At 31.2% G+C, this 21,950-nt stretch carries 20 protein-coding genes and 1 pseudogene; 14 read left to right on the forward strand and 7 right to left on the reverse strand.

Features of this window, described 5'->3' with window-relative positions; translation table 11 throughout:
• The first annotated feature begins 126 nt into the window (after positions 1–126).
• Both KA814_RS01685 and KA814_RS01690 read left to right on the forward strand, forming a co-directional pair.
• Positions 127–663, forward strand: coding sequence for a GNAT family N-acetyltransferase (locus tag KA814_RS01685; RefSeq protein ID WP_064209319.1), 537 nt, complete (start codon positions 127–129; stop codon positions 661–663).
• A 59-nt stretch (positions 664–722) separates the two neighbouring features.
• Positions 723–917, forward strand: a pseudogene (locus KA814_RS01690) (MFS transporter); the annotation flags it as partial.
• Between the two features lie 59 nt (positions 918–976).
• Here the strand turns inward: KA814_RS01690 and KA814_RS01695 are convergent.
• The 3 genes from KA814_RS01695 to KA814_RS01705 form a co-directional block, all read right to left on the reverse strand.
• Positions 977–1,408 (reverse strand): Hsp20/alpha crystallin family protein, encoded by a 432-nt coding sequence (locus KA814_RS01695; protein ID WP_019468832.1) that lies wholly within the window; start codon positions 1,406–1,408, stop codon positions 977–979.
• 41 nt (positions 1,409–1,449) lie between these two features.
• Positions 1,450–1,821 (reverse strand): Hsp20 family protein, encoded by a 372-nt coding sequence (locus KA814_RS01700; RefSeq protein ID WP_064209320.1) that lies wholly within the window; start codon positions 1,819–1,821, stop codon positions 1,450–1,452.
• 227 nt (positions 1,822–2,048) lie between these two features.
• Positions 2,049–2,489: a MarR family winged helix-turn-helix transcriptional regulator gene (locus KA814_RS01705; RefSeq protein ID WP_046207582.1), complete on the reverse strand. Its 441-nt coding sequence runs from the start codon at positions 2,487–2,489 to the stop codon at positions 2,049–2,051.
• 394 nt (positions 2,490–2,883) lie between these two features.
• On the opposite strand from KA814_RS01705, the gene KA814_RS01710 reads away from it, so the two are divergent.
• Positions 2,884–3,240, forward strand: a complete 357-nt coding sequence (locus tag KA814_RS01710) for a DUF3139 domain-containing protein (RefSeq protein WP_019468835.1) — start codon at positions 2,884–2,886, stop codon at positions 3,238–3,240.
• 475 nt (positions 3,241–3,715) lie between these two features.
• Positions 3,716–4,990, forward strand: coding sequence for a cation:dicarboxylate symporter family transporter (locus KA814_RS01715; RefSeq protein WP_210122649.1), 1,275 nt, complete (start codon positions 3,716–3,718; stop codon positions 4,988–4,990).
• Between the two features lie 225 nt (positions 4,991–5,215).
• Here the strand turns inward: KA814_RS01715 and KA814_RS01720 are convergent, their stop codons facing one another.
• The gene (locus tag KA814_RS01720) at positions 5,216–5,557 is read right to left on the reverse strand and encodes a DUF4889 domain-containing protein (protein ID WP_019468837.1); all 342 of its coding nucleotides are present in this window, start codon (positions 5,555–5,557) and stop codon (positions 5,216–5,218) included.
• A 146-nt stretch (positions 5,558–5,703) separates the two neighbouring features.
• On the reverse strand, positions 5,704–7,803 hold the full coding sequence (gene rsp, locus KA814_RS01725; protein WP_210122650.1) for an AraC family transcriptional regulator Rsp: 2,100 nt from the start codon (positions 7,801–7,803) through the stop codon (positions 5,704–5,706).
• Positions 7,804–8,016: 213 nt separating this feature from the next.
• On the opposite strand from rsp, the gene KA814_RS01730 reads away from it, so the two are divergent.
• Positions 8,017–8,592 (forward strand): peptidoglycan recognition protein family protein, encoded by a 576-nt coding sequence (locus KA814_RS01730; RefSeq protein ID WP_064209323.1) that lies wholly within the window; start codon positions 8,017–8,019, stop codon positions 8,590–8,592.
• 347 nt (positions 8,593–8,939) lie between these two features.
• On the opposite strand, the gene KA814_RS01735 is transcribed toward KA814_RS01730, so the two are convergent.
• Positions 8,940–9,878 carry a magnesium transporter CorA family protein gene (locus KA814_RS01735; protein ID WP_046207586.1) on the reverse strand — a complete coding sequence of 313 codons (939 nt, stop codon included), beginning with the start codon at positions 9,876–9,878 and terminating at the stop codon, positions 8,940–8,942.
• Between the two features lie 298 nt (positions 9,879–10,176).
• Between KA814_RS01735 and KA814_RS01740 the strand changes: the two genes are divergently transcribed.
• The 4 genes from KA814_RS01740 to KA814_RS01755 all read left to right on the forward strand — a co-directional run bounded on the left by KA814_RS01740 (position 10,177) and on the right by KA814_RS01755 (position 16,030).
• The gene (locus KA814_RS01740) at positions 10,177–11,844 is read left to right on the forward strand and encodes a Na/Pi cotransporter family protein (protein ID WP_046207587.1); all 1,668 of its coding nucleotides are present in this window, start codon (positions 10,177–10,179) and stop codon (positions 11,842–11,844) included.
• Positions 11,845–12,183: 339 nt separating this feature from the next.
• Positions 12,184–13,200 (forward strand): MsnO8 family LLM class oxidoreductase, encoded by a 1,017-nt coding sequence (locus KA814_RS01745; protein WP_064209324.1) that lies wholly within the window; start codon positions 12,184–12,186, stop codon positions 13,198–13,200.
• A complete protein-coding gene (locus KA814_RS01750; protein ID WP_064209325.1) occupies positions 13,197–14,528 on the forward strand; it encodes an LLM class flavin-dependent oxidoreductase in 1,332 nt (443 codons plus the stop codon). Before KA814_RS01745 ends, KA814_RS01750 begins: the two co-directional genes overlap by 4 nt.
• 29 nt (positions 14,529–14,557) lie before the next feature.
• Positions 14,558–16,030, forward strand: a complete 1,473-nt coding sequence (locus KA814_RS01755) for a Na+/H+ antiporter NhaC family protein (protein ID WP_040030123.1) — start codon at positions 14,558–14,560, stop codon at positions 16,028–16,030.
• A 95-nt stretch (positions 16,031–16,125) separates the two neighbouring features.
• Here KA814_RS01755 and KA814_RS01760 read toward each other — a convergent pair whose 3' ends face one another.
• On the reverse strand, positions 16,126–16,887 hold the full coding sequence (locus KA814_RS01760) for a DeoR/GlpR family DNA-binding transcription regulator (protein WP_019468844.1): 762 nt from the start codon (positions 16,885–16,887) through the stop codon (positions 16,126–16,128).
• Positions 16,888–17,061: 174 nt separating this feature from the next.
• Between KA814_RS01760 and KA814_RS01765 the strand changes: the two genes are divergently transcribed.
• The 5 genes from KA814_RS01765 (at position 17,062) to KA814_RS01785 (ending at position 21,939) form a co-directional block, all read left to right on the forward strand.
• Positions 17,062–18,144 (forward strand): MDR/zinc-dependent alcohol dehydrogenase-like family protein, encoded by a 1,083-nt coding sequence (locus KA814_RS01765; protein WP_064209326.1) that lies wholly within the window; start codon positions 17,062–17,064, stop codon positions 18,142–18,144.
• Positions 18,145–18,192: 48 nt separating this feature from the next.
• Positions 18,193–19,191, forward strand: coding sequence for a dihydroxyacetone kinase subunit DhaK (locus KA814_RS01770; protein WP_064209327.1), 999 nt, complete (start codon positions 18,193–18,195; stop codon positions 19,189–19,191).
• A gap of 12 nt (positions 19,192–19,203) precedes the next feature.
• Entirely contained in the window at positions 19,204–19,836 is a 633-nt protein-coding gene (gene dhaL / locus KA814_RS01775) for a dihydroxyacetone kinase subunit DhaL (protein WP_064209328.1), read from the forward strand.
• A gap of 32 nt (positions 19,837–19,868) precedes the next feature.
• Positions 19,869–20,312: a ribose 5-phosphate isomerase B gene (gene rpiB / locus KA814_RS01780; protein ID WP_064209329.1), complete on the forward strand. Its 444-nt coding sequence runs from the start codon at positions 19,869–19,871 to the stop codon at positions 20,310–20,312.
• A gap of 370 nt (positions 20,313–20,682) precedes the next feature.
• Entirely contained in the window at positions 20,683–21,939 is a 1,257-nt protein-coding gene (locus KA814_RS01785) for a copper resistance CopC/CopD family protein (RefSeq protein ID WP_046207593.1), read from the forward strand.
• Positions 21,940–21,950 lie beyond the last annotated feature (11 nt).

Below are 21,950 nucleotides of genomic sequence, written 5' to 3' on the forward strand. Positions count from 1 at the left end.
TTTTATTTTTTATCTATAAAACAAAAAAATTGACTCATTTATCAAGAAACCATATTGTATTACTGTAAATTAATGTTTGAGATTTAATAAAATGAAGCTTTAAGAGAAACGCTAAGGAGTGACAAAATGTCTGACTATAATATTAGAATTGCTGAAATAGATGATGCTGAAGCATTGCAAAAATTAATGCATGAAGCATTTACACCATTAAGAGAATTAGGTATTGATTGGCCATCTGTCAACGCTAGTGTTGAAATGGTCGAAAAAAATTTACAAACGGGTACGACTTTTGTCTTGGAAAATAACACGGAAATTATTTCAACGATAACTGTACGTTATCCTTGGGAGGCAAAACGACGTATTTCTATTTATCCGTTTGTATGGTGGTTTGCTACAAAACCTACGTATGATGGTCAAGGATTGGGCGGAAAGTTATTAAAATACGTTGAAGAAACCTTCCTTAGAGATACGCTTAAGGTACCAGCAGTGACATTGGGTACATCTGCACGCAAACATCCATGGCTATTAGATATATACAAAAGAAGAGGTTATGAAGTTTATGCGGAACATGAAAATGACGATGGTGATTTAGGCGTTATTATGAGAAAAGTATTAATTCCAGATCGTTTTGATGAAGAAGTATTAGGACAACCGCCATTTTAAGTGATGATATGTAGTAGGGGATTCCTTTAGGTTTTAGTTAAGGGAATTCCCTATTTTTATATTTTAGTAAAGAGGCAGGTACTGCAAATGGTATTGTTTCTATGATGGGCGGTTTGGGGGGATTCTTCCCACCGATTGTTATTTCTTATGTCACAATAGTTACAGGTTCCAGTCATTTGGCGTTTTTATTACTAGCGATTTTTGGAATTATAGCATTAACAACAATGTCGAGAATGGTTAAAAATGTAAACTAAAACTATAAATTTAATAAAAAAAGCAACACTTCACTTTTAGGAAGTGTTGCTTTTAATGTTTAATCAATTTGAATATTATAAGAAGACTCTTTTTTCTCTTTTTTAGGTAGCGTCACATTTAGCATGCCATTTTCGTAAGCAGCTTTAATGCCATTTTCATCAACATTATCAAATTGATATTGACGTTTTACATCACTAAAGCTGCGTTCTTGATGAATCATGCGTCCATTTTCATCTTCTTTATTATTTTCAAATGATTGTTTACCTTCTATTGTTAAAACATTATTTTCAAATTGAAGATTAATATTTTCTTTTTTCATACCTGGTAATTCTGCTTCTACTACGTAAGCATCTTCAAGTTCTTTGACATCTGTTTTAATGCTATTACTTCCTGGAAATTGATCGAAAAATTGACGTCCAAAGTCTCTGAATAAATCACTAGGATTTGCATCGAAAAATGAATTATCGAATGGTTTCATATTGAATGCCATAAAGCATCTCTCCTTATATAATAAATTTATTTTGTTACGATTTAATCAATATTAATTTGTTTTTTTGTATGGTTAATAGGTAACGTAACATTTAATATACCATCGTTTAGCATTGCTTTAATATTAGGTTCATCTACATTTTTAAATATAAATTGTCTACTTTGATTATTAAAATTGCGCTCTTTAATCAAGTAATTATCTTGGTTTTGAGTTGTTGTAGAAGTATTTGTAACACTGATTGTTAAAGTCTTTTCATCAAATTGAATATCTATATCTTCTTTACTGTAACCTGGCAGTTCAGCCATGACTTGATATGCATCACTTGATTCATATACATCTACGTTAAAATCATGATGCTCGGTTAATAAATTTTCTAGATTATCTGTAGAAAGATTTTGAATGTTTTGCATCATTTTTCACCTCTCCTTTAACCTTATATTTATATTATAATATATTAGTCAAAGAAAGTCAAAGTCAAACTATGAGCGTTGATTATTCTAAATGTAAGATCATATCAAAAATGGCGTATCAATGATTGTTAACATAAGTATAATTAGAAAAAATAAAAAAGAGGCAAGTTTAAGTTTAAAATAGCATAAATAAACTACACACTTTAAACGTTTCTTTGCCTCTTAATATATTAAATTTCTTTAGTGAAATGTTTATTCACAAAATTTTGTAGTGTCTCTTTTAAGTGAACGGCTTCATCGATATCCATATCAAATTCACCAAAAACTTTTCTAGAGACACCGGATAATGAATCTTGAACTTTTGCACCATGTTCGGTAAGTGCAATTTGTAAATTACGTTCATCATCAATCTCACGTGTTCTACTAACAAACCCTTTTTTTTCTAATTTTTTTAGTAATGGTGTTAGTGTACCTGAATCAAGATAAACGCGTTGTCCAAGTGTTTTGATGTTGATTTTTTCATTTTTTTTAATTGCGAGCATAACAATATAACCAGTATATGTTAAATCATACTCTTTTAAATATGAAGTATATTTTTTTATTATTTCTTTTGATGAAACATAAAATAGAAAGCACAGTTGTTCTTCTAAGTAACTTAATTTGTCCTCCATTTAATCACCCCTTTTGAAATTTAACCTTATTATGAACTACGTACATTGTCAAGGAACAGTTGTGTCTTTATTCATAATATTTTTATACTGTTGTGAAAGTGTTATTTGAGTTATTTTATTAATTTCATTCATATTAAAGTTAGGTGAAATTGTCTTGAACGGATTATTCAAAAAGTAATAAAGAATATATGTATATTTTATAATATATACAGTTATACATAAGCGAAAAATTAAGAACATTTTGTTACAAAAGGTAATAATACTTTATAATTTATTTGTTATCGTTCATAATATTAATATTATGAATTTTAATAAGTAGTCTAGGAATTTAAGAGTATGAGGATTAACAATGGAGTATGTATAATAATTGTTTTTACTTAAAAGGAGATAAATAATGAAGACGTTTTTGAAAATACTAGGACTATTAATTATTTCGTTAATTTTGGCTGTAATTTTTTTCTTTGGTTTAAGAACTTATCAAGGTCACAAAAATTTAGAGTTAGTTGATAACTATTTAGATGAAACTCATCTAACTGATAAAATCCAAACAGAGAAAACATTATATAGTGCTAAAAAAGGTTTGTATTATAAAGAAATTAAATTTAAAGATGATTCAGATCATACTTATGTCGTTCAACCGATTAGTACATATAAAGGTATATTGGTGCAAGGTTTTGATCCAGAAACTAAGAAAAATGTCAAAGGCGCAAAACATAATGCTTTTAAAGAAAAATATCAACCTAAAGATTAAAAGTTAATTTTAATGATGTTATTATTTTATAGATTAAAGCAAAACAAGATAAAGTTGGCTGGTACCGTATTTATTTATGGCATCAGCCATTTTTTATTAAATGCTTTTATCGTATAGATTACTTTAGTAAAAATTAAAATACATAAGCATTTTGAGCACTATTTCAAGTGAAATGTATATAAAAATCATACCGATTTCTTATGTTACTCAAATAAAAAATAGACTAAAAGAGTAGTGGTTTTATTTGTGATTATATCATTATATCTAACTTTTAGTAAGCGATCATAGCGTGATATCATAGTCTTTAACGCCAATTTTGTATATTTGTCAAAATAATTATGTTACTTATATATATATAAAATGAGTAAAAATAAAAATTAAGTGTAATATCAACTCTTTTTGCCGAAAAAATTTATATCTATATAAAAATTATTTTGATATAATTAAGCAATGTCAGAAAAAGGGGAGAAACATCATGGCAATTATAAGAAGAATCAGTTTACCAATGCAAGTTATTATCGCTTTGGTATTAGGTGTTATCGTAGGCCTATTACTTTATGGGCACGATGAAATTGCAAATTACATTAAGCCTTTTGGCGATGTCTTCTTGAATTTAATAAAAATGATTGTAATTCCAGTTGTTTTTTGTTCACTAGTATTATCTATATCCAATGTAGGTGAATCTAAAACAGTGGGACGTTACGGTTTTAAAACAATTTTATATTTTGAAATTATAACAACAATAGCTATAGGACTAGGTATACTTTTTGCGAATATATTTAAACCAGGGAAAGGTTTAGATCCAGATAAATTACCCAAAGGTGATATTTCAACATATGAATCCTCGGCAAAAGCTGCCGAATCATCTACATATGGAAATCACTTTATCGATACAATTGTAAACATTGTGCCTCAAAATCTTTTCGAGGCATTGACTTCAGGTGAATTACTACCAATCATTTTCTTTGCAGTGTTTTTTGGTGTTGCATTATCAGCAATTGGTAAAAAAGCAGAACCTGTAAAAGCGGTTTTAAGTGGTTCATTAGAAGCTGTGTTTTGGATGATTAATAAAATATTGAAATTAGCACCTATTGGCGTATTCGCATTTATTTGTACGACAATTATGACTTTTGGTGCTTCAGCATTAATACCATTATTAAAATTACTATTAGTGGTTATCGGTGCAATGATGTTCTTTATTATTGTTGTACTTAGTATCGTAGCTAGATTATGCGGTATTAGTATTTTCTCTATTATTAAAATACTAAAAAATGAACTAGTATTAGCATTTTCAACATCAAGTTCTGAATCTGTGTTACCAATAATAATGAAAAAAATGGAAAACTTTGGTTCTCCAAAAGATATTACTTCATTTGTAGTACCAATTGGATATACATTTAACCTTGATGGATCTGCATTATATCAATCAATAGCAGCCTTATTTGTTGCTCAGATGTATGGCATCGATATGTCCATCGGCCAACAAATCATGTTAATGGTTACTTTGATGGTTGCTTCAAAAGGTATGGCGGGCGTACCAGGAGTATCAATTGTAGTACTTATTACAACATTGACAACAATGGGATTACCAGCTGAAGGACTGGCATTGATTATCGGTGTCGATAGACTATTAGATATGGTACGAACTTGTGTAAATGTATTAGGTAACGCATTATCTACCATTGTTATTGCAAAATGGGAAAATGCTTATGACAAAGAGAAGGGTCAAGCCTATCTAAAATCGATATAAACTAAATTAAAATTCTGACATTTTGCACTGAATAGAAAATAAATCTATTCAGTGCTTTTTTGTTAATTACGGTTATATTATGTTAATTATAAAACAACAACAGTAGGATGTTTTTGAAAACAAGTGATGGGTTAAACAAAATTAATGTTATTTAAGGCACAAACAGCCCCATAAGCACTTCTAAGAAATGCTTATGGGGCTGATTTGTGACGCGGTTTTACTTATTTACATGCCTTTCATGTCCATATCGTGAATTTTCATCATTAGACCATGCGGAATGTCATCGTGATCAACGACTTCCATTTTACTATAAGTGTCTTCGTCCTCAGATTTAATAAGTTTTACAAAATCACCTTTTTTAGGATTAAATCCTGATTTAGAAGGTATTTTTACATTTTCCTCTACTTCATGGTCTTTTTCACTCACTACTTTATCAGCAGTTGTACTATTTTTCATGTAGCCGAAGTATGTCTCTTTTTGACCACCAGAAACCATCATAATAACTAAGACAATAGCTACAATCACCATTACTGCACTGATAATAATTGCAAACATTTTATTTTTCAAAATTAGATTCTCCTTTATATATCTTTACTTCAGTTATATCTGATATTTTAGCATAATGCAATTGAAGTATAAGCGATGACAAAACTTTTAAATTAAATTGTGCTAATATGTACTTATTTTTAAAGTTTCATGTCTATGCTGCACTATTATTTATTTGTAGGTGATAAGCGAATGTATTTCACCTCATCTCGACCAATATCAAACTCAATAGGTGTGTGTGGATAGGTAGTGTGTCGTAATTCTGATTTCGGCATATTTGAACGTTCTATATTTTTTAACAGTGATTGTTCAATGAAAATATCATTAAATATAGGAGGTAAAGCATAATCTATAAAACCATGTTCTCTATTTAACGTACGTATAAATAAAATTAATTTTGAAATAATTGTTTGTTGTTTTAATATAAACTTTCGCTTGTTTAAAGTTGTGTGCGTATTGGCATTAAATAATAGTAAATGTGTACATTGTTTATCTTTTGCAACTAAATAATTAGGTTGTATTAATATCGCTTTTCCATAAAATGGCTTTAAGAATTGCATTATATATACAATGGGTTCATATATGCCGTGATGATTCATTAATGCAACGTCATATATACATTTATTCATTAGTTCATAGCCAACAGCAGAACCATTTTTAATCAATTGTATTGTATGTTGCATAATTTCTGATATTCCTAAAGGCGCTTTTTGATTATATTGAGTGAAGTGATTTTTAGTAAGTTTTGAGTACACACATTTATTAGGTTGTAGCTTAGAAAGTGTGACGAATTTATTATAATAATCACTATAACTTGATACATTATCGAATTGATGGCTATGCTTTAATAACATTACACGTAATTCGCTACGTTCTACATCAATAAAATTAAAGTCAAAATTAAATCTATGTAAGAGTGTGAAAGTGTGTTTAAGGCTTTGAGTTTGGGTTAACACGCCTTCTATATTGATTGCTAATTTGATATTAATATTTAAACTTCTGACTTTAATGTACAATCTGTTTATATCATTTAACTTTAAGTATTCTGAATCAAATAGAATCATAAAGTTATACATATTACCATTAGCATGATATTTAGGTTTGAATATTAAAAATTGGGAAATCACTTGTTCTATTTTTTTATATTCTTCCATGGATTTAATTCTAATAACTACGCCTATACAGTTAGAAAAAATAGCATCGATAAAATTGACAATCCCATTTAAATTGAGTGAAGCTGATGCTAGATTGCTCACATTATTTATAAGTAAATAGCAGTTTGTAAGGTCACTAAAATTAAGTTTTTGATTTAAATTTGTTTGAATTATATCCATTAGATTATCAATATGAATAAAGATGGTAGGTTGTTTTGCCAAATCATTATACTTTAAGTGGTCTAAATTGATAATTTCGTTATCAAGTGATTGATTATGGTCATCTAAGTAGGCTTTGAAATAGTGTGAATATCCGCTAATATCAGTAGTTAATAACGTAATAGGATTATTGTGCAATATATTAAGCTTTTTTCTGTAAGCAAGCGGTGTTAACTTGAGATGATATTTGAATTGATGAGTATAGTTAGCATAATGATTGAAACCCATATTTTCAGAAATAAGATAAATGGTTTTGTTACTATTAATAAGTTCATTAAGAGAAAGCGCAATTTTTAAACTTACTACATAATGTTTAAAGCTAATACCTAAATATTTTTTAAATAAAATCGATATATATGAACTAGAAATATAAAAAATTGAAGAAATTTCTTTGGACATGATATGTTGTGTAATGTGCTTTTGAATATAATCTGATATTTTATTTAAAAGTTCATTTTCAGAATGGATTGTCGGTATATAAACATAATCAGTTGATTTTTTAGTTTCTTGCTCTAAGGTAGAAATAAGCTCAGTTAATTGAGGTAATTCCATTGAATTCATAGTATTTAATTTTTCAATCATGTTTAGTATTAAATACTTCAAGTATTCTTGAGCATGCAATGCTTTTGCATCATAATAACAATTAAAAAATAATTGATTAAGCGGGATGATTTGTTGTATTGGTATTTTTAGTTCAACAAGTTGTTCTGCGTGAGTTATACAAAATAAATCACTATGATTGATGATAGCGATATTGTTTTCAACCGAAGTTTGTTTACCATTAATATTGATATTCAATTTACTATTTAATGAAAATAACAGTATGACTTGGTTGATACAACGTTGCGTGTCTGTAGTTAAAAAATCGTGGATACATAATGTGGCATGTTCCATTCTATCTAGCAACTCCTGATAACATATTGTTATATTGACTAAATTACATTATATAATAAATAGTTGTGAATATTAATATATTAAATATAACTATTTTCTTATTTCAAGCGCTAATTCAATCGATAAAATTAAATTGTGCACATCATTAACTTTAAAATAAATCAATTAAACGAACTAATGCTGCAAAAATTTAAATATTAAAGAAGGGAAATAATGGAGCATATATACTCAAATTATTATGAAATAGAAGAGAAAATCACTGAACGAAAAAAAGATATTTTAGGTGTCGTTCTACACGATGATGCCGAAAATTATTCTGCCAAAAATTACATTACATGGTTAAATAAGCGCATTGAAAAAAACGAATTAGAAAAAGGATGGGCGAGCGTCTACATCGACCAAGACACATGTTACTGGTTTCATCCAACACAATATACTGAATGGCACTGCGGAAATACATTTGCCAATACGCATTATATTGGTATCGAGAGATGTCAGTCTAAAATCAATGGTATATTAACAGATAGTGCATTTATGAAGGTAGAAGAGGTTAGCTTTTGGCTAGCAGCTGCAATTTTAAAGAAATATCAATTGCCTGTTAATAGAGAAACAGTAAGAATCCATAAAGAATTTTATGATACTGAGTGTCCAGCAAGGTCGTGGTTAATTCATTTGGAACAAGCTTCAAGCACATTGGAAAACATGAATAGATTGAAAGATTATTTTATCTATAAAATAAAATATTATTACGATGATATTACTAAAGAAGATATTATGCCTTTAGGTTAAGGCCAGTATCAAATTAAAGTCAGCTAATATTCATTTTTACCATCAGCAAAAAATAGTTTGGATTATAATATTTAAAAACGTCAATTCTAATCATATAGAAATTGACGTTTTTATTTTTGAAAATTAACCTGATGTGACAAGCTATTCTCAATATATAAATTTTAATAAAAAAAGTGAAATAAATTTAAAAGGCATGTCTCCTAAATTTTTGAGGAAACAAGCTTTTAGAATATTACAGAAAACCAAAGTACAAATTTCAAGATTCAGTACAATAACACATGATAGAATCTTTCATATTGAGCATAAGCTTTATATCTAGTTATTTTTAAATGTGTGTTTGCTCTATATCAAAACTTTTGCTTTCGCCATAGAAATGCACCTACACATGAAACGATAATTAGTGAAATAGCGATCACGATAACCCAAGAGACATAGCTATGTTCATCAATAGGTAATGGAACATTCATGCCGAAAAAGCTAAATACTAAAGTTGGTAATGTTAAAAAGACAGTAAATAAAGTCAATGTTTTCATCGTATTATTCATTTCATTTGAAAGTAGTGATGCATATGAAGTTGTAATACTTTCTAATATATCCGTGTATAATCTTGTAGTCTCTAAAGCTTGATTATTTTCTATGACTAAATCTTCCAACAAATCTTCATCTTCTTCAAATCGTTTAATTGCAGGTAATCTGAAAAGTTTCTTTACTATCGTTTCATTACCTTTTAATGCTGCTAAGAAATAAACTAAACTCTTTTCAACTTCCATTAAATTATATAGTTGTTTGTTTGTAACATTATTTTTTAAATCACGTTCTATACGTAATCTCGTTTTATTTAATAATCTAAGGTTTCTATTATAATGATTCGCGATCGTTAATAATATATTGAGCGCGAATCGGCTATGAAAATGTAAATTTAAATTTTGATGGCTAAATTTTTCTAGAAATTCGTTCTCCACATTACATACAGTAAATATTTTTTTATTACCAATAATAATACCTAGAGGAATTGTTATAAACGAGAGCACATTAAGATTTGTATCATTAACAACTGGCAAATCAAGGATTATGAGGGAATAGCCTGTTTCTTCATCGTATTCAACACGAGAACTTTCCTCAGTATCTAGAGGGTCTCTAATAAAATCTTCTGGTAAATGGTATAAATCTATTAAATGCTCTATTTCTTCCCAATTTGGGTCAACGACATTGATCCATGAAGCATCATGGTCTAAAGTTGATGTTATTATTTCTTGTGTTTGAGTATGTTTATAAGCAGTAATCACAATACAAATCTTCCCTTCATTAAATTCTTAATTATATTAGCGAAGATTAGAGCGGTTGACAAGTATCTTTCAATTTTAATTGTAATACTTATAAAAAGAATTAATTTAAGGATATTATAAGTATCATATTGTAAAATCTGCATGGTTAACGAATTTGGAAAGGTTTGCATGTATTGGTGAAATAAGATTACAGAAATGTTGAGAAAATACGATGTAATTTTAATGATAAATTAACATTAGCTTAACAAAAATTAGTTATACTTCACATAGTTTACAAATATTTTAAAGAGGTGTAACGATGGATTCTTCTGTAATGGAGATTATTTTTACCTTTATTGGTGGATTAGGTATTTTTCTATATGGTATTAAACAAATGGGAGACGGTTTACAAGCCGCAGCTGGTGATAGATTAAGAAGCATTTTAAATACTTTTACAAGTAACCCTTTAATGGGTGTCTTGGCTGGTATGATTGTAACGATATTAATTCAAAGTAGTTCGGGCACAACAGTAATTACTATAGGTCTTGTTAGTGCAGGCTTTATGACAATGCGTCAGGCAATTGGAGTAGTTATGGGAGCGAATATTGGTACTACAGTTACTGCATTTATTATAGGCATTGATATCGGTGAGTATTCGCTGCCAATTTTAGCAATTGGTGCATTTCTAATTTTCTTTATTCAAAAACGTAAAGTGAAAAATGTGGGTATGATTTTATTTGGTTTTGGTGCATTGTTCTATGGTTTAGAACTTATGAGTGGTGCAGTTAAACCATTAGCAAATTTAGACTCTTTTAAACAAATTATGTTAGATATGTCTTCGAATCCATTATATGGTGTGGTAGCAGGTACATTATTAACAGTAATTATCCAAAGTTCAAGTGCCACAATTGGTATTTTACAAGGATTCTTTGCCAATGATTTAATTAGTTTACACGGTGCACTTCCTGTACTTTTAGGCGATAATATTGGTACGACAATCACGGCAGTACTTGCCAGTTTAGCAGGCTCGTTGGCGGCAAAACGTGTGGCAGCTGTACATGTACTCTTCAATGTAATTGGCGCTATCATTTTCTTAATAATCATGCCTCTCTATCAATTAGTTATTGAATGGATGCAAGGGATTATGAATTTAAAACCTGAAATGGTTATTGCATTTGCACATGGTACGTTCAATGTAACAAACACAATTATTCAATTGCCATTTATTTTCATCCTAGCATGGATTGTGACGAAGTTAGTACCAGGCGAAGACTTGAATGAAAAATATAAACCAAGAATGTTAGATAAAAATTTAATCAACAGAGCTCCTAACATCGCGTTACAAGAAGCTCAAGATGAAATTCAAAATATAGGTCATATGACTTTCGATATGTTTAGATATGCTAAGAACTATGATGATAAAACAGAAAAAGATATAATTCAGAAGCATGCAGCTGTGGAAAGTATGTATGACAATGTAAGACAATATTTAACAAAAATCTCTGAGAAGAAGATATCCAAACAAGATGCAGAAAGAATGTCTGTGTTATTCGATGTTAATCGAACGTTTATTAAAGTAGCAAGTTTAACAGAAGCTTATTTATTGGATTTAAAGAAAAAAGAAACAGAATCAATTCAAATATCTGCAAAAGCAGAACAAAGTATTGAAAGACTATATGACCATGTCGATGCGTCACTTGAAAAAACAATTGATATGTTTAACGTATATGACAGAGTTAAAAAAGATGAAATCGTTCGTTTGAGTAACGATTCGTATACATTAGAACATGATCTTAGGAAGAAACATATCAAGCGCTTAAGTTCTGGAGAATGTTCTTTAGAAGGTGGTTTGCTATATCTAGATATGATAGCTATCTTAGAGCGTATTGGTTACCATTCTAGAAACATTTCAGAATCTATGATTGATATAGATAATATTGAACATGAGGATGATGAAGTGGAACATACTTTGGGTTGGTCATATTAAAAAGTAATTTTTACCACAATGTATGCAAAATTTAATATCATATAATGAGGCAAGCCATAACAGAAATAAATTTTATGCTTAGTCTTTTAAATTAGAGCGGAATAACATCACTTTATTAAAGGGTGATGTTACTCTGCTCTTTTTTTATGAGAAAAGTGTACTTGGTTAACAATTTTCAATTAAAATGATAAATGGTATGTAAAAAATGGAATACTCGAGACGGCAAAAGCAATCCCTCTCTTAATCCTTAGTAAAACGATAAGGATACTTGACAAAATGTTACCGTGAGCATAAGATTGAAACTAATATAATTTTCAGAAATCGATTGGGGGATTGTTTATGACATCTATTAGTATACTTGATCAAAGTCCGATAGATCATAATGAAGCAGTTAGCGACGGGATAAAGAGAACAGTTGAACTCGCTCAATTAGCAGAAAACCTGAATTATACAAGATATTTTGTTGCAGAGCATCATAATATACAAGAAGTCGTTGGTACGAGTCCTGAAATATTAGTTACACATCTATTAAACCAAACAAGTAGAATAAACATTGGTTCTGGTGGGGTTATGCTACAGCATTATAGTCCATTTAAAGTGATTGAGCAGTTTCATTTTATGAGCCAAATCGCTCCGGGAAGAGTAGATTTAGGTATAGGTAAAGCACCTGGTGGTTTTCCTCTAGCGACACAAGCATTACAAGAAGATATCAAAAGTTCACCTACATCATTCAATGATAAATTTCATCTATTAAATCAATTTAATAATGGAAACTTTCCTAAAGAAAATCCATATTCAAATTTAAAAACAACGATTCGTAATAAAGAGGTTGAAAAGCCGCATGTTTTTCTTTTAGGTGGCAGTGAACGATCAGCGCGTTTTGCAGCAGAAGAAAAAGTAGCATTTATTTATGCATATTTTTTGAATTCTGATAATGAACTTTTACAAAAAGCCATTCGTACATACAAAGCATTTTATCCTGAGGGGAGAATCATTGTTGCCTTGGCAGCTGTTGTATCGAATAGCGAAGCGGAGTACGCATTAATTGAAGAAGGGCGTACAAACTATGTTTTACACTTTGATGACGGTCAAAAATTAACGGTATCAAGTGAACACCAAATTGATGATTTTAAAAAGCAAAGTTCAAGGACATTTGAAATTGAAGCACAACAAATAGAGGTATTTAATGGTACAGCTGAGTCCATAAAACAACAGATTCATGAATTAAATATAGATGATGAAGTTGATGAATTTATGTTTCATATGCCCGTTCAAAATCATTCATTACGATTAAAAACAGTAGAGCAATTAGCGCGTGTATATAAAAAATCGACTTTGAAAGCAGGGGTAAAATGACAAATAAAAAAATAGATTTTGGAATTATGTTGAACGGTCCTGGTAGTCATATGCATGCTTGGAAATCAAGTGAGGTTCCAAGTGATGCAAGTACAAATTTTGAATTTCAACTTGAAATTGCTCGCAAAGCAGAAAAAGCTGGCTTCAGTTTCGTTTTTGTAGCAGATGGATTATATATCAATGAAAAATCGATACCACATTTTTTAGATAGACATGAACCTTTAACATTTTTAGCAGCTCTTGCTCCTATAACGCAGCAAATTGGATTAGTTGGTACGATTTCAACTTCATATAGTGAACCGTTCACAGTGGCCAGACAACTTTCAACCATTGATAACATTAGTAAAGGTCGTGCAGGCTGGAATGTGGTAACTTCGCCTTTAGCTGGGAGTGCTGACAATTATAGTAAAGGAGATCATCCAGAACATGATGTTCGATATGATATTGCTGAAGAACATATCCAAGTTGTACAAGGATTATGGGATTCGTACGAAGATGACGCGTTTACGTTCGATGTTGAAAATGGTGAATATGTTGATAAAAGTAAAATGCATACTTTAGATTACAAAGGTCAATATTTCCAAGTTAAAGGTCCTTTGAATGCAAGTCGGTCAGAACAAGGACAACCTGTTATATTCCAAGCAGGAGCTTCTCCTAAAGGACAGGCATATGCAGCTAAATATGCTGATGCCGTTTTTACACTTGGTGAGTCACTTGAAATTGCTAAAAGTAATTATGACAGTATTAAAAAACAAGCCCAAGCATTTGAGCGTAATCCCGACCATGTTAAAGTCTATCCAATGCTAGCACCAGTCATTGGAAAAGATAAAGCCGAAGTAGAGCGACGATTAAATGAACTTAAATCATTAGCAACAATTGAAGAGGCTTTAGACTACTTGGGAAGATATTATGATCACCATGACTTTACTCAATACGAATTAGATGCACCATTTCCAGAGTTAGGTGACGTAGGGAAAAATAGTTTTCGTGCAACTACTGATGCAATTGCTGAACGTGCGAAATCACAAAATTTAACGTTAAGAGAAGTTGCTCTAGAAGAAACTGTAAGACGTTCACCATTTACAGGCACTTATGAAGAAGTAGCAGCATTAATAATTGAATGGTTTGAACAAGGTGCAGCAGATGGCTTTATCTTTGGACCACATGTCTATGGTGAAATATATGATGAATTTTTAAGAGAAGTGTTACCTATATTAGAAACAAAAGGTTATTATTCGAAATCTTATGAAGGTAGTACATTACGTGATCATCTTGGTATTCCGTTTAAAGAAAATCGATATCGAAACACAAAAGTAGAGCATATCTAATTTAAATGATTTTTAAGGAGTGAAATAGAATGTCTGAATATAGTGCAACTTCACATCATTCGCAAACAGATGTTGAACAAGACCAATTAAAAATAAAAGAAAAAAGAAAATTTCAATTGCCACACGTGTTATTAATGATGTTGATGATGATGATGTTTGCATGTTTACTGACATATGTCATTCCAGCTGGTGAATTTGACACGACAAAAAGTGGTGAAATTGTACAAGGAACTTATCATGCTATTTCACAAAATCCAGTTAATCCGTTTTATGCAATTACCTTAATATTAAATGGGGGTATACAATCAGCTCAAACTGTAACTTTATTGCTATTTGTTGGTGGGGCAATTGGAGGTATGTTGCAATTGGACTCAGTGACAAAGTTAACTAATTATATGATATATAGATTTGAACACGCAGGTGCTTTACCACTCATTATAGGATTATTTTCTTTAATGGCGTTTATAGGTTTTTTTGTAGGTGGCGATCAGATGATTGTTTTTGTTACGCTCGGTGTCATTTTAGCGAATAGGTTAAAATTAGATCCAATTATTGCCCTTGGCATGACCTTCCTACCTTTGTATATGGCATTTTCAGTTTCTCCTTCAGGTATGGCTAAAATTGGTCAAATCGTTTATCCGGAAGTCACTTTATATTCAGGATATGGTGGAAGAGCAATTATGTATACGGTGTTTTTATTGGTCACTTTATTATATGTTATCTGGTATGCGAGAAGGGTTATTAAATCACCAAATAAAAGTTTGATGAATACTACATCTTGGCAACAAAATAATGTGCAAACAACAAATACAGAAATTGATTTGAAAGATAGAACAATTAATTGGAGAGATTTGGTTGTAGTAGGATTAGTGATTTTTACACCTATAGTATTAGCAATAGGTAACGGCATGTTAAGTTGGACTGAGAAATATGGAAATGGTGTATTCATTACTGTTTTTGGTATTAGTTTTGTGCTTGCTTACTTAATAAAAAGTAAACGGCCTAGTGAAATGGTGGATGGATTTCTAGCAGGAGCTAAACCAATGCTAGTGGTTGCTTTTGCTATTATCATGGCAAACACAATCAGCGTCATTCTAGAAAAAGGTAAGATTTTAAGTACGATTGTCAACGGATTAACGACACAACTTGATGGTTCTTCAGCCGGTGTCGTTTCAATATTAATATTTTTAGTAGCAACAGTATTTAATTTTTTAGTACCATCTGGTTCAGGTTTAATGAGTGTCATGGTTCCAATATTACAACCAGTTACGCATACACTTGGTGTGAATGACCAAATACTGTTAACTTCACTATCTTTTGGCGGTGGATTAGGTAATTTAATTACGCCAACATTGGGTGCGACAGTAGGTGCGATTGCTATTGCGAAAGCTAATTTTAGTTCATGGTTTAAATTTATGGCACCATTGTTTTTAATTTGGGTCATCGTAGGTTCAATTGTGTTGTATATCTTCACTACTGTTGGATGGTCAGGTGGTATATAAAAAGATTGGATAATTATTTTAAGTAAAAAAAGCTGTATCAATTAGGTATTAAATTATTCTAATTGATACAGCTTTTTAAATTGTTAATTTTAAAATTAAACAACAGTTAACTTAAATGGCATGTTTTGTAGCCATTTTTTTTGGGGGGGTTCATCAGTAATAACTTCAGTAATATCAGTGATTTTAGCAAATGATAAAGTAGATGAAATATCAAATTTACTGTGGTCTATCAGAGCAATTACTTTTTCACTTTCTTGAACCATCTGCTTTTTGAGTTGAACTTCAGGTAATGAAAAATCAGTCAAACCATTTTCTAAGGTGAAACCGTTTGCAGATAAAAAGAAATAATCAATATGATACATTTCTAAAATTTGTGAATCAATGTTTCCAGTAATTGCATTTGAATCTTGTGATACAAACCCTCCAACTACGAGCACTGTTAAGTTAGGATTTTCTTTTAAGAGTACTGCATTTTCCAATCCATTTGTAATAATCGTAAGTTCCATTGTTGTCTCAGATATTAATTTTGCAAGCTCATATGTAGTTGAACTTGCGTCGATGAGTATGCATTGTTGCGGTTCGATTTTATTTAATGCATGCTCACTTATTTTATGTTTTTCACGATGCTTTTGTGTTAAGCGGTAAGAAAAGTTTAATTTAGAAGTCATCGTATCATTTACTTTTGCTCCGCCATGTGTACGTGTAATCTTATTTTCACTTTCTAAAAGCCTTAAATCGCTCCGAACTGTTGCTTCTGTCACGCTTAAGTAATCTGAAAGTTGTTTTACAGTAGCTCTTTTATGTGACTTTATATAAGTATATATGTGCTCTCGTCGTTCATCTGCATACATTTTCATATGATTCGCAACCTCCTTATGTTCATAATTTAGTTTAACACAATTTTTTATAAAAATAACAAAACAAAAGCAAAACGAAAATAAATGAAAAAATATTTGAAAGAAATGAAAATATATATTAGAATTATAGTTATAAATGAAAGCGTTTTCTAATAAGAGAAGGGGTTGTTGAAAATGACAAATAAAAATTATCCAGACAAAATGAATGCAGTTGTAGCATATGCGCCAGGGGATTATAAATATGAAACAGTAGAGACGCCAACAATTGAGAATTCAAAAGAAATTATAGTGAAAGTTGAAGCATGTGGTATTTGTGCAGGAGATATTAAAGCGTATGGCGGAGCACCAAGTTTTTGGGGTGATGAAACGCAACCTTCTTATATTAAAGCACCGATGATACCGGGCCACGAATTTATTGCACGTATTGTTGAGAAAGGCGAAGATGTGACTGATTTTGAAATAGGTGATCGTGTCATTTCTGAACAGATTGTACCTTGTTGGGAATGTAGATTTTGTAAACGTGGAGAGTATTGGATGTGTGAAAAACACGATTTATACGGTTTCCAAAATAATGTCAATGGCGGTATGGCTGAATACATGAAATTCACTAAAGAAGCAATAAATTATAAAGTTCCTGAAGATCTACCTATAGAAAAAGCAATTCTAATTGAACCATATGCTTGTAGTTTACATGCAGTGCAACGTGCAAACATCAAATTAGGAGATTTCGTTGTATTATCTGGTGCTGGAACACTGGGGCTTGGCATGATAGGAGCTGCTAAAAAATCTGGCGCTGAAACTTTGGTTGTACTAGATATGAAAGATGATCGTTTAGAATTAGCGAAACAGTTTGGTGCAGACATTGTAATGAATCCAGCAAAAGTTGACATAGTAAAAGAAATTAAGGATATGACTGAGGGCTATGGTTGTGATACTTACATTGAAGCGACAGGACATCCTAAATCTGTTGAACAGGGTTTGAGTGCAATTAGAAAACTAGGAAGATTTGTCGAATTTTCTGTATTTGGGGATCCAGTAACTGTTGATTGGAGCATCATTTCTGATCGTAAAGAACTAGATTTAATGGGTAGTCATTTAGGACCTTACTGTTATCCGCTTGTGATAAATGGTATACAAAATGGTGATTATCCAACTGAAGGCGTAGTAACACATCAATTGCCACTGCAAGATTTTGAAGAAGGCTTTGAATTGATGAAAAAAGGAGATAAGTCATTGAAAATTGTGCTTGTACCTTAAAACAGCAAAGTGATAGATAACATAGATAGTTAAAAGGAGAGACTTTAAATGAAAAAGATGATTAATCATCCTGATGACGTTATAGAAGAATTAATGGCCGGATATTTAATTGCTTATCCTAAATATATTAGACGTTCAAACTTGCATCCAAGAGCATTAATTGGAAAAAAACGACACCCTAATCGTAAAGTGAGTGTTTTAATTGGTGGAGGATCAGGACATGAGCCAGCTTTTATCGGATATGTTGGTCAAGGTATGGCTGATGGTGTGGCAGTAGGTAATATTTTCGCTTCACCCTCACCAATTCCTATACAAGCTGTAACTAGAGAAATTCATGACGGCAATGGTGTGTTATATATTTATGGAAATTATGCAGGAGATTTAATGAATTTTGAAATGGCCAGCGAAATGACAGAAGTCGAAGATGATATTGAAACAGCAGTAGTAATAGGAAATGATGATGTTGCTTCAGCGAAGGAAATTGAAGAGAGACGTGGCATAGCAGGTGAATTACTGGTTTATAAAGCTGCAGGTGCTGCTGCTGATTTTGGCTATGATTTGAAGGAAGTACGTCGTATTGCACAACTGGCAAATGATTATACACGTTCGATGGGCATTGGGTTAAGTCCTTGTTATTTACCGCAAACAGGAAAACCAAGTTTTGATCTTGAAGATAATGAGATGGAAATTGGATTAGGACATCATGGTGAACCAGGCATTGAAAAAACAACGATTCGCACAGCAAAAGAAACCGTCCAAGTTATTATGAAAAACATTTTGAAAGAAGGTCTTTATCAATCAGATGATGAAGTGGTTGTGTTAGTAAATGGGTTGGGTGCAACCTCACAAATGGAATTATATATTATCAATAAAGAAGTTGATGCAATATTAAATGAAAATAATATAAAGACGTACAAATCGTATATTGGTAATTTTATTACATCAATGGAAATGGGTGGCTTCTCAGTAACATTGATGAAGGTGGACGAGACTTTAAAGTCATGTATAGATCATCCTGTCGATTGTCCAAATTTTAAAGAAGTCTAGGAGGAAATTGTAATGACATTAACAAGTGAAACATATAAATCATTCATCCTAGCATTAGCTGAGTTGTTTGAAGAACAAAAAGATAACTTATGTGAATTAGATAGAAAAATAGGTGATGGTGATCATGGTGTGACGATGAATATTGGTTATCAAGCTGTAAAAAGTACGATTCATAACGAGTTACAAGTACAAGATGATATTGCAAAAATCAGTGTTGCTGTTGGTAAAAGCTTTTTGGATGCAGTCGGGTCATCTGTAGGTCCTTTATATGCTTCAGGTTTTTTAAAGTCAGCAGTTGCAGTGAAAAATAAAACTGAATTAGATGATACAGATTTATATCAATTTTGGATTGCATTCAGTAAAGGAATTAAGGCAAGAGGTAAAGCTGAAATAGGTGATAAAACGATGATTGATACACTTGAACCATTCTATCTTTCATTAGAAACATCTAAATCTCAAACTATTAATTTCAAGGAAGCATTTGAGATTGCACTTTTAGAGGCTAAAAAAGGTATGGAAAGTACAAAGGATATTGTTTCAAATAAAGGCCGTTCTAAGCGATTAGGCTATCGTTCGCAAGGTCATGTAGATCCTGGCGCGATGTCAGCGTATCTGATGTTAAATACATTTAAATCATATGTATAAGTGAAGTGATAAGTATATAAGGAGGAGTTAGAATGAAAATAGCAATCGGTGCAGACCACAATGGTTACGACTTAAAAGAAGCAGTGAAAACGCATATAGAAACACTCGGCCATGAAGTAGAAGATTTTGGTTGTTATCATTGTGCAGAGACGGATTATCCAGATGTTGCTGCTAAAGTTGGTAAAAGCATCCAACAAGGAGATAATGAACGTGGTATTCTTATTTGTGGAACTGGCATTGGCGTTGCGATAACAGCCAACAAATTAAAAGGCATACGCGCTGCTTTGGCGCATGATTACTATTCTGCAGAGCGTGCACAGTTAAGTAACAATGCCCAAATACTGACTATGGGTGCACAAATTATTGGTATAGAAGTTGCTAAAAAAAATGTTGAAGCATACTTAAATGTAAGTTGGGAAGGCGGTTCTCAACGTAAAGTAGATAAAATTGTGCAAGTTGAACAAGATGAATTTTAATGCGTTATATTTATGTAAACCATATCATTCTTGAAGAATAAGAAGTTGAGGCCTAAAGCGCATAATTAAAGCAAAGGACTAGTCCGTGTGAGAGTCGACGGATTAGTCCTTTGCTATTTAAATTTATACATAATTTGTAACTTAGCATTTCTAATAAAAACAAATTTAGCATTAGTTTAATACTTATTTTTATAACAACACATTATAAATATTTTTAATGGTAACAAAACTAATCTTTTATTTCTAATTAATTTGAACAATAATATTTAATTTATAATTATTTGTCCAAAAAATGACAAAATGAAATTTATATTGTGAATATATATTTCATTTAATATCATTGATAATATAAACTTTTTGAAAAAGGGGGATGAAAGTGCAATTAACATTTAAACTTCATAAGTTTTCTTATGTTATATTTATAATTTCGTTGATCATTGGGATAGTTACTTGTTCTCAGCAAGTTTCAGCACATGCAACTTTAGAAAAAGTTACTCCAGCACAAAATAGTGTGGTTGAAAACGCGCCAAAAGAAATAACATTACAATTTAATGAACCAGTCCATTCAAAGTATTCAAGCATAAAGATTTATGATGACAATGGTTCTGAATTGACTGAAGTAAAACCAAGTACAACAGGTTCCTCTCAAACATTGACATTTCCTATTGAAAATTTAAATAAAGGTACGCACAGTATAAAATGGCATACAATGTCTGCAGATGGCCATGAGATCAATGATAGTTTTGAATTTTCAGTTGGAAAACAGACAGCAAATGGAATTGATACAGCACCACCGTTTTATGAAAAGGCAGATTTTTGGTTTGGGGTTACGCGCTTTATAATAGAAGGATTATTGATTACACTTACCGGCCTTTATTTTGTCAACCGCTTAGCTAAAAGACAAAGTTTACCTCATTTAAATTTTAAAACATACACGATGCCAACCATTTTGACGTTGGTCATGATTTCCGTTATCACAGTTTTAATTTATATGATGACTTTATCTTCTGATGTTGTGTCAGATGTGTTAAGTCTACAAAAAGCAACTTTATTGCAAACACCATTCATATTAACAATGATTGCAGTTATCATATTATTATTGCTTTTCACTTTGAAAAATATGGCTACAAGTTGGTATATATTCATTCCAAGTCTAATATTAATTGCGCTTAGTATGTCTGGACATGCTTGGTCTCAATCTGTACCAATATGGTCGATTTTTATCAGAGTGATCCATATTACTGGAATCTCATTTTGGTTAGGCGCTTTGATATACTTAGTGGTGATGGTATTGGGTAAAAAACAATTTGCAGTAAATCAAATGAGACCTTTTTTATTAAAAGTAAATATTAGCGCTGTCATGTTAATTGTCATATCAGGTGTCCTTATGTCAATTGACCAAACGAATGTCTTAACATTGTGGAAAAATATTCAAACGTGGAGCGTTTTATTACTTATTAAGATTTTGCTAACATTTGTGATGATGACGTTAGGATTTTATCAAACAACTAGAGCGCTTGGTAAGCATCGTCAGACAAATAGATTTGCATTAATCATAGAACTAAGTATAGGTATTTTACTCATATTAGCAGGTGTAATTATGAGTCAATTAAATATCCCAGGATAGGAGTTTAAAAG

The sequence above is a fragment of the Staphylococcus sp. GDY8P196P genome (assembly GCF_017891705.1).
Taxonomy (GTDB): Bacteria; Bacillota; Bacilli; order Staphylococcales; family Staphylococcaceae; genus Staphylococcus; species Staphylococcus ureilyticus.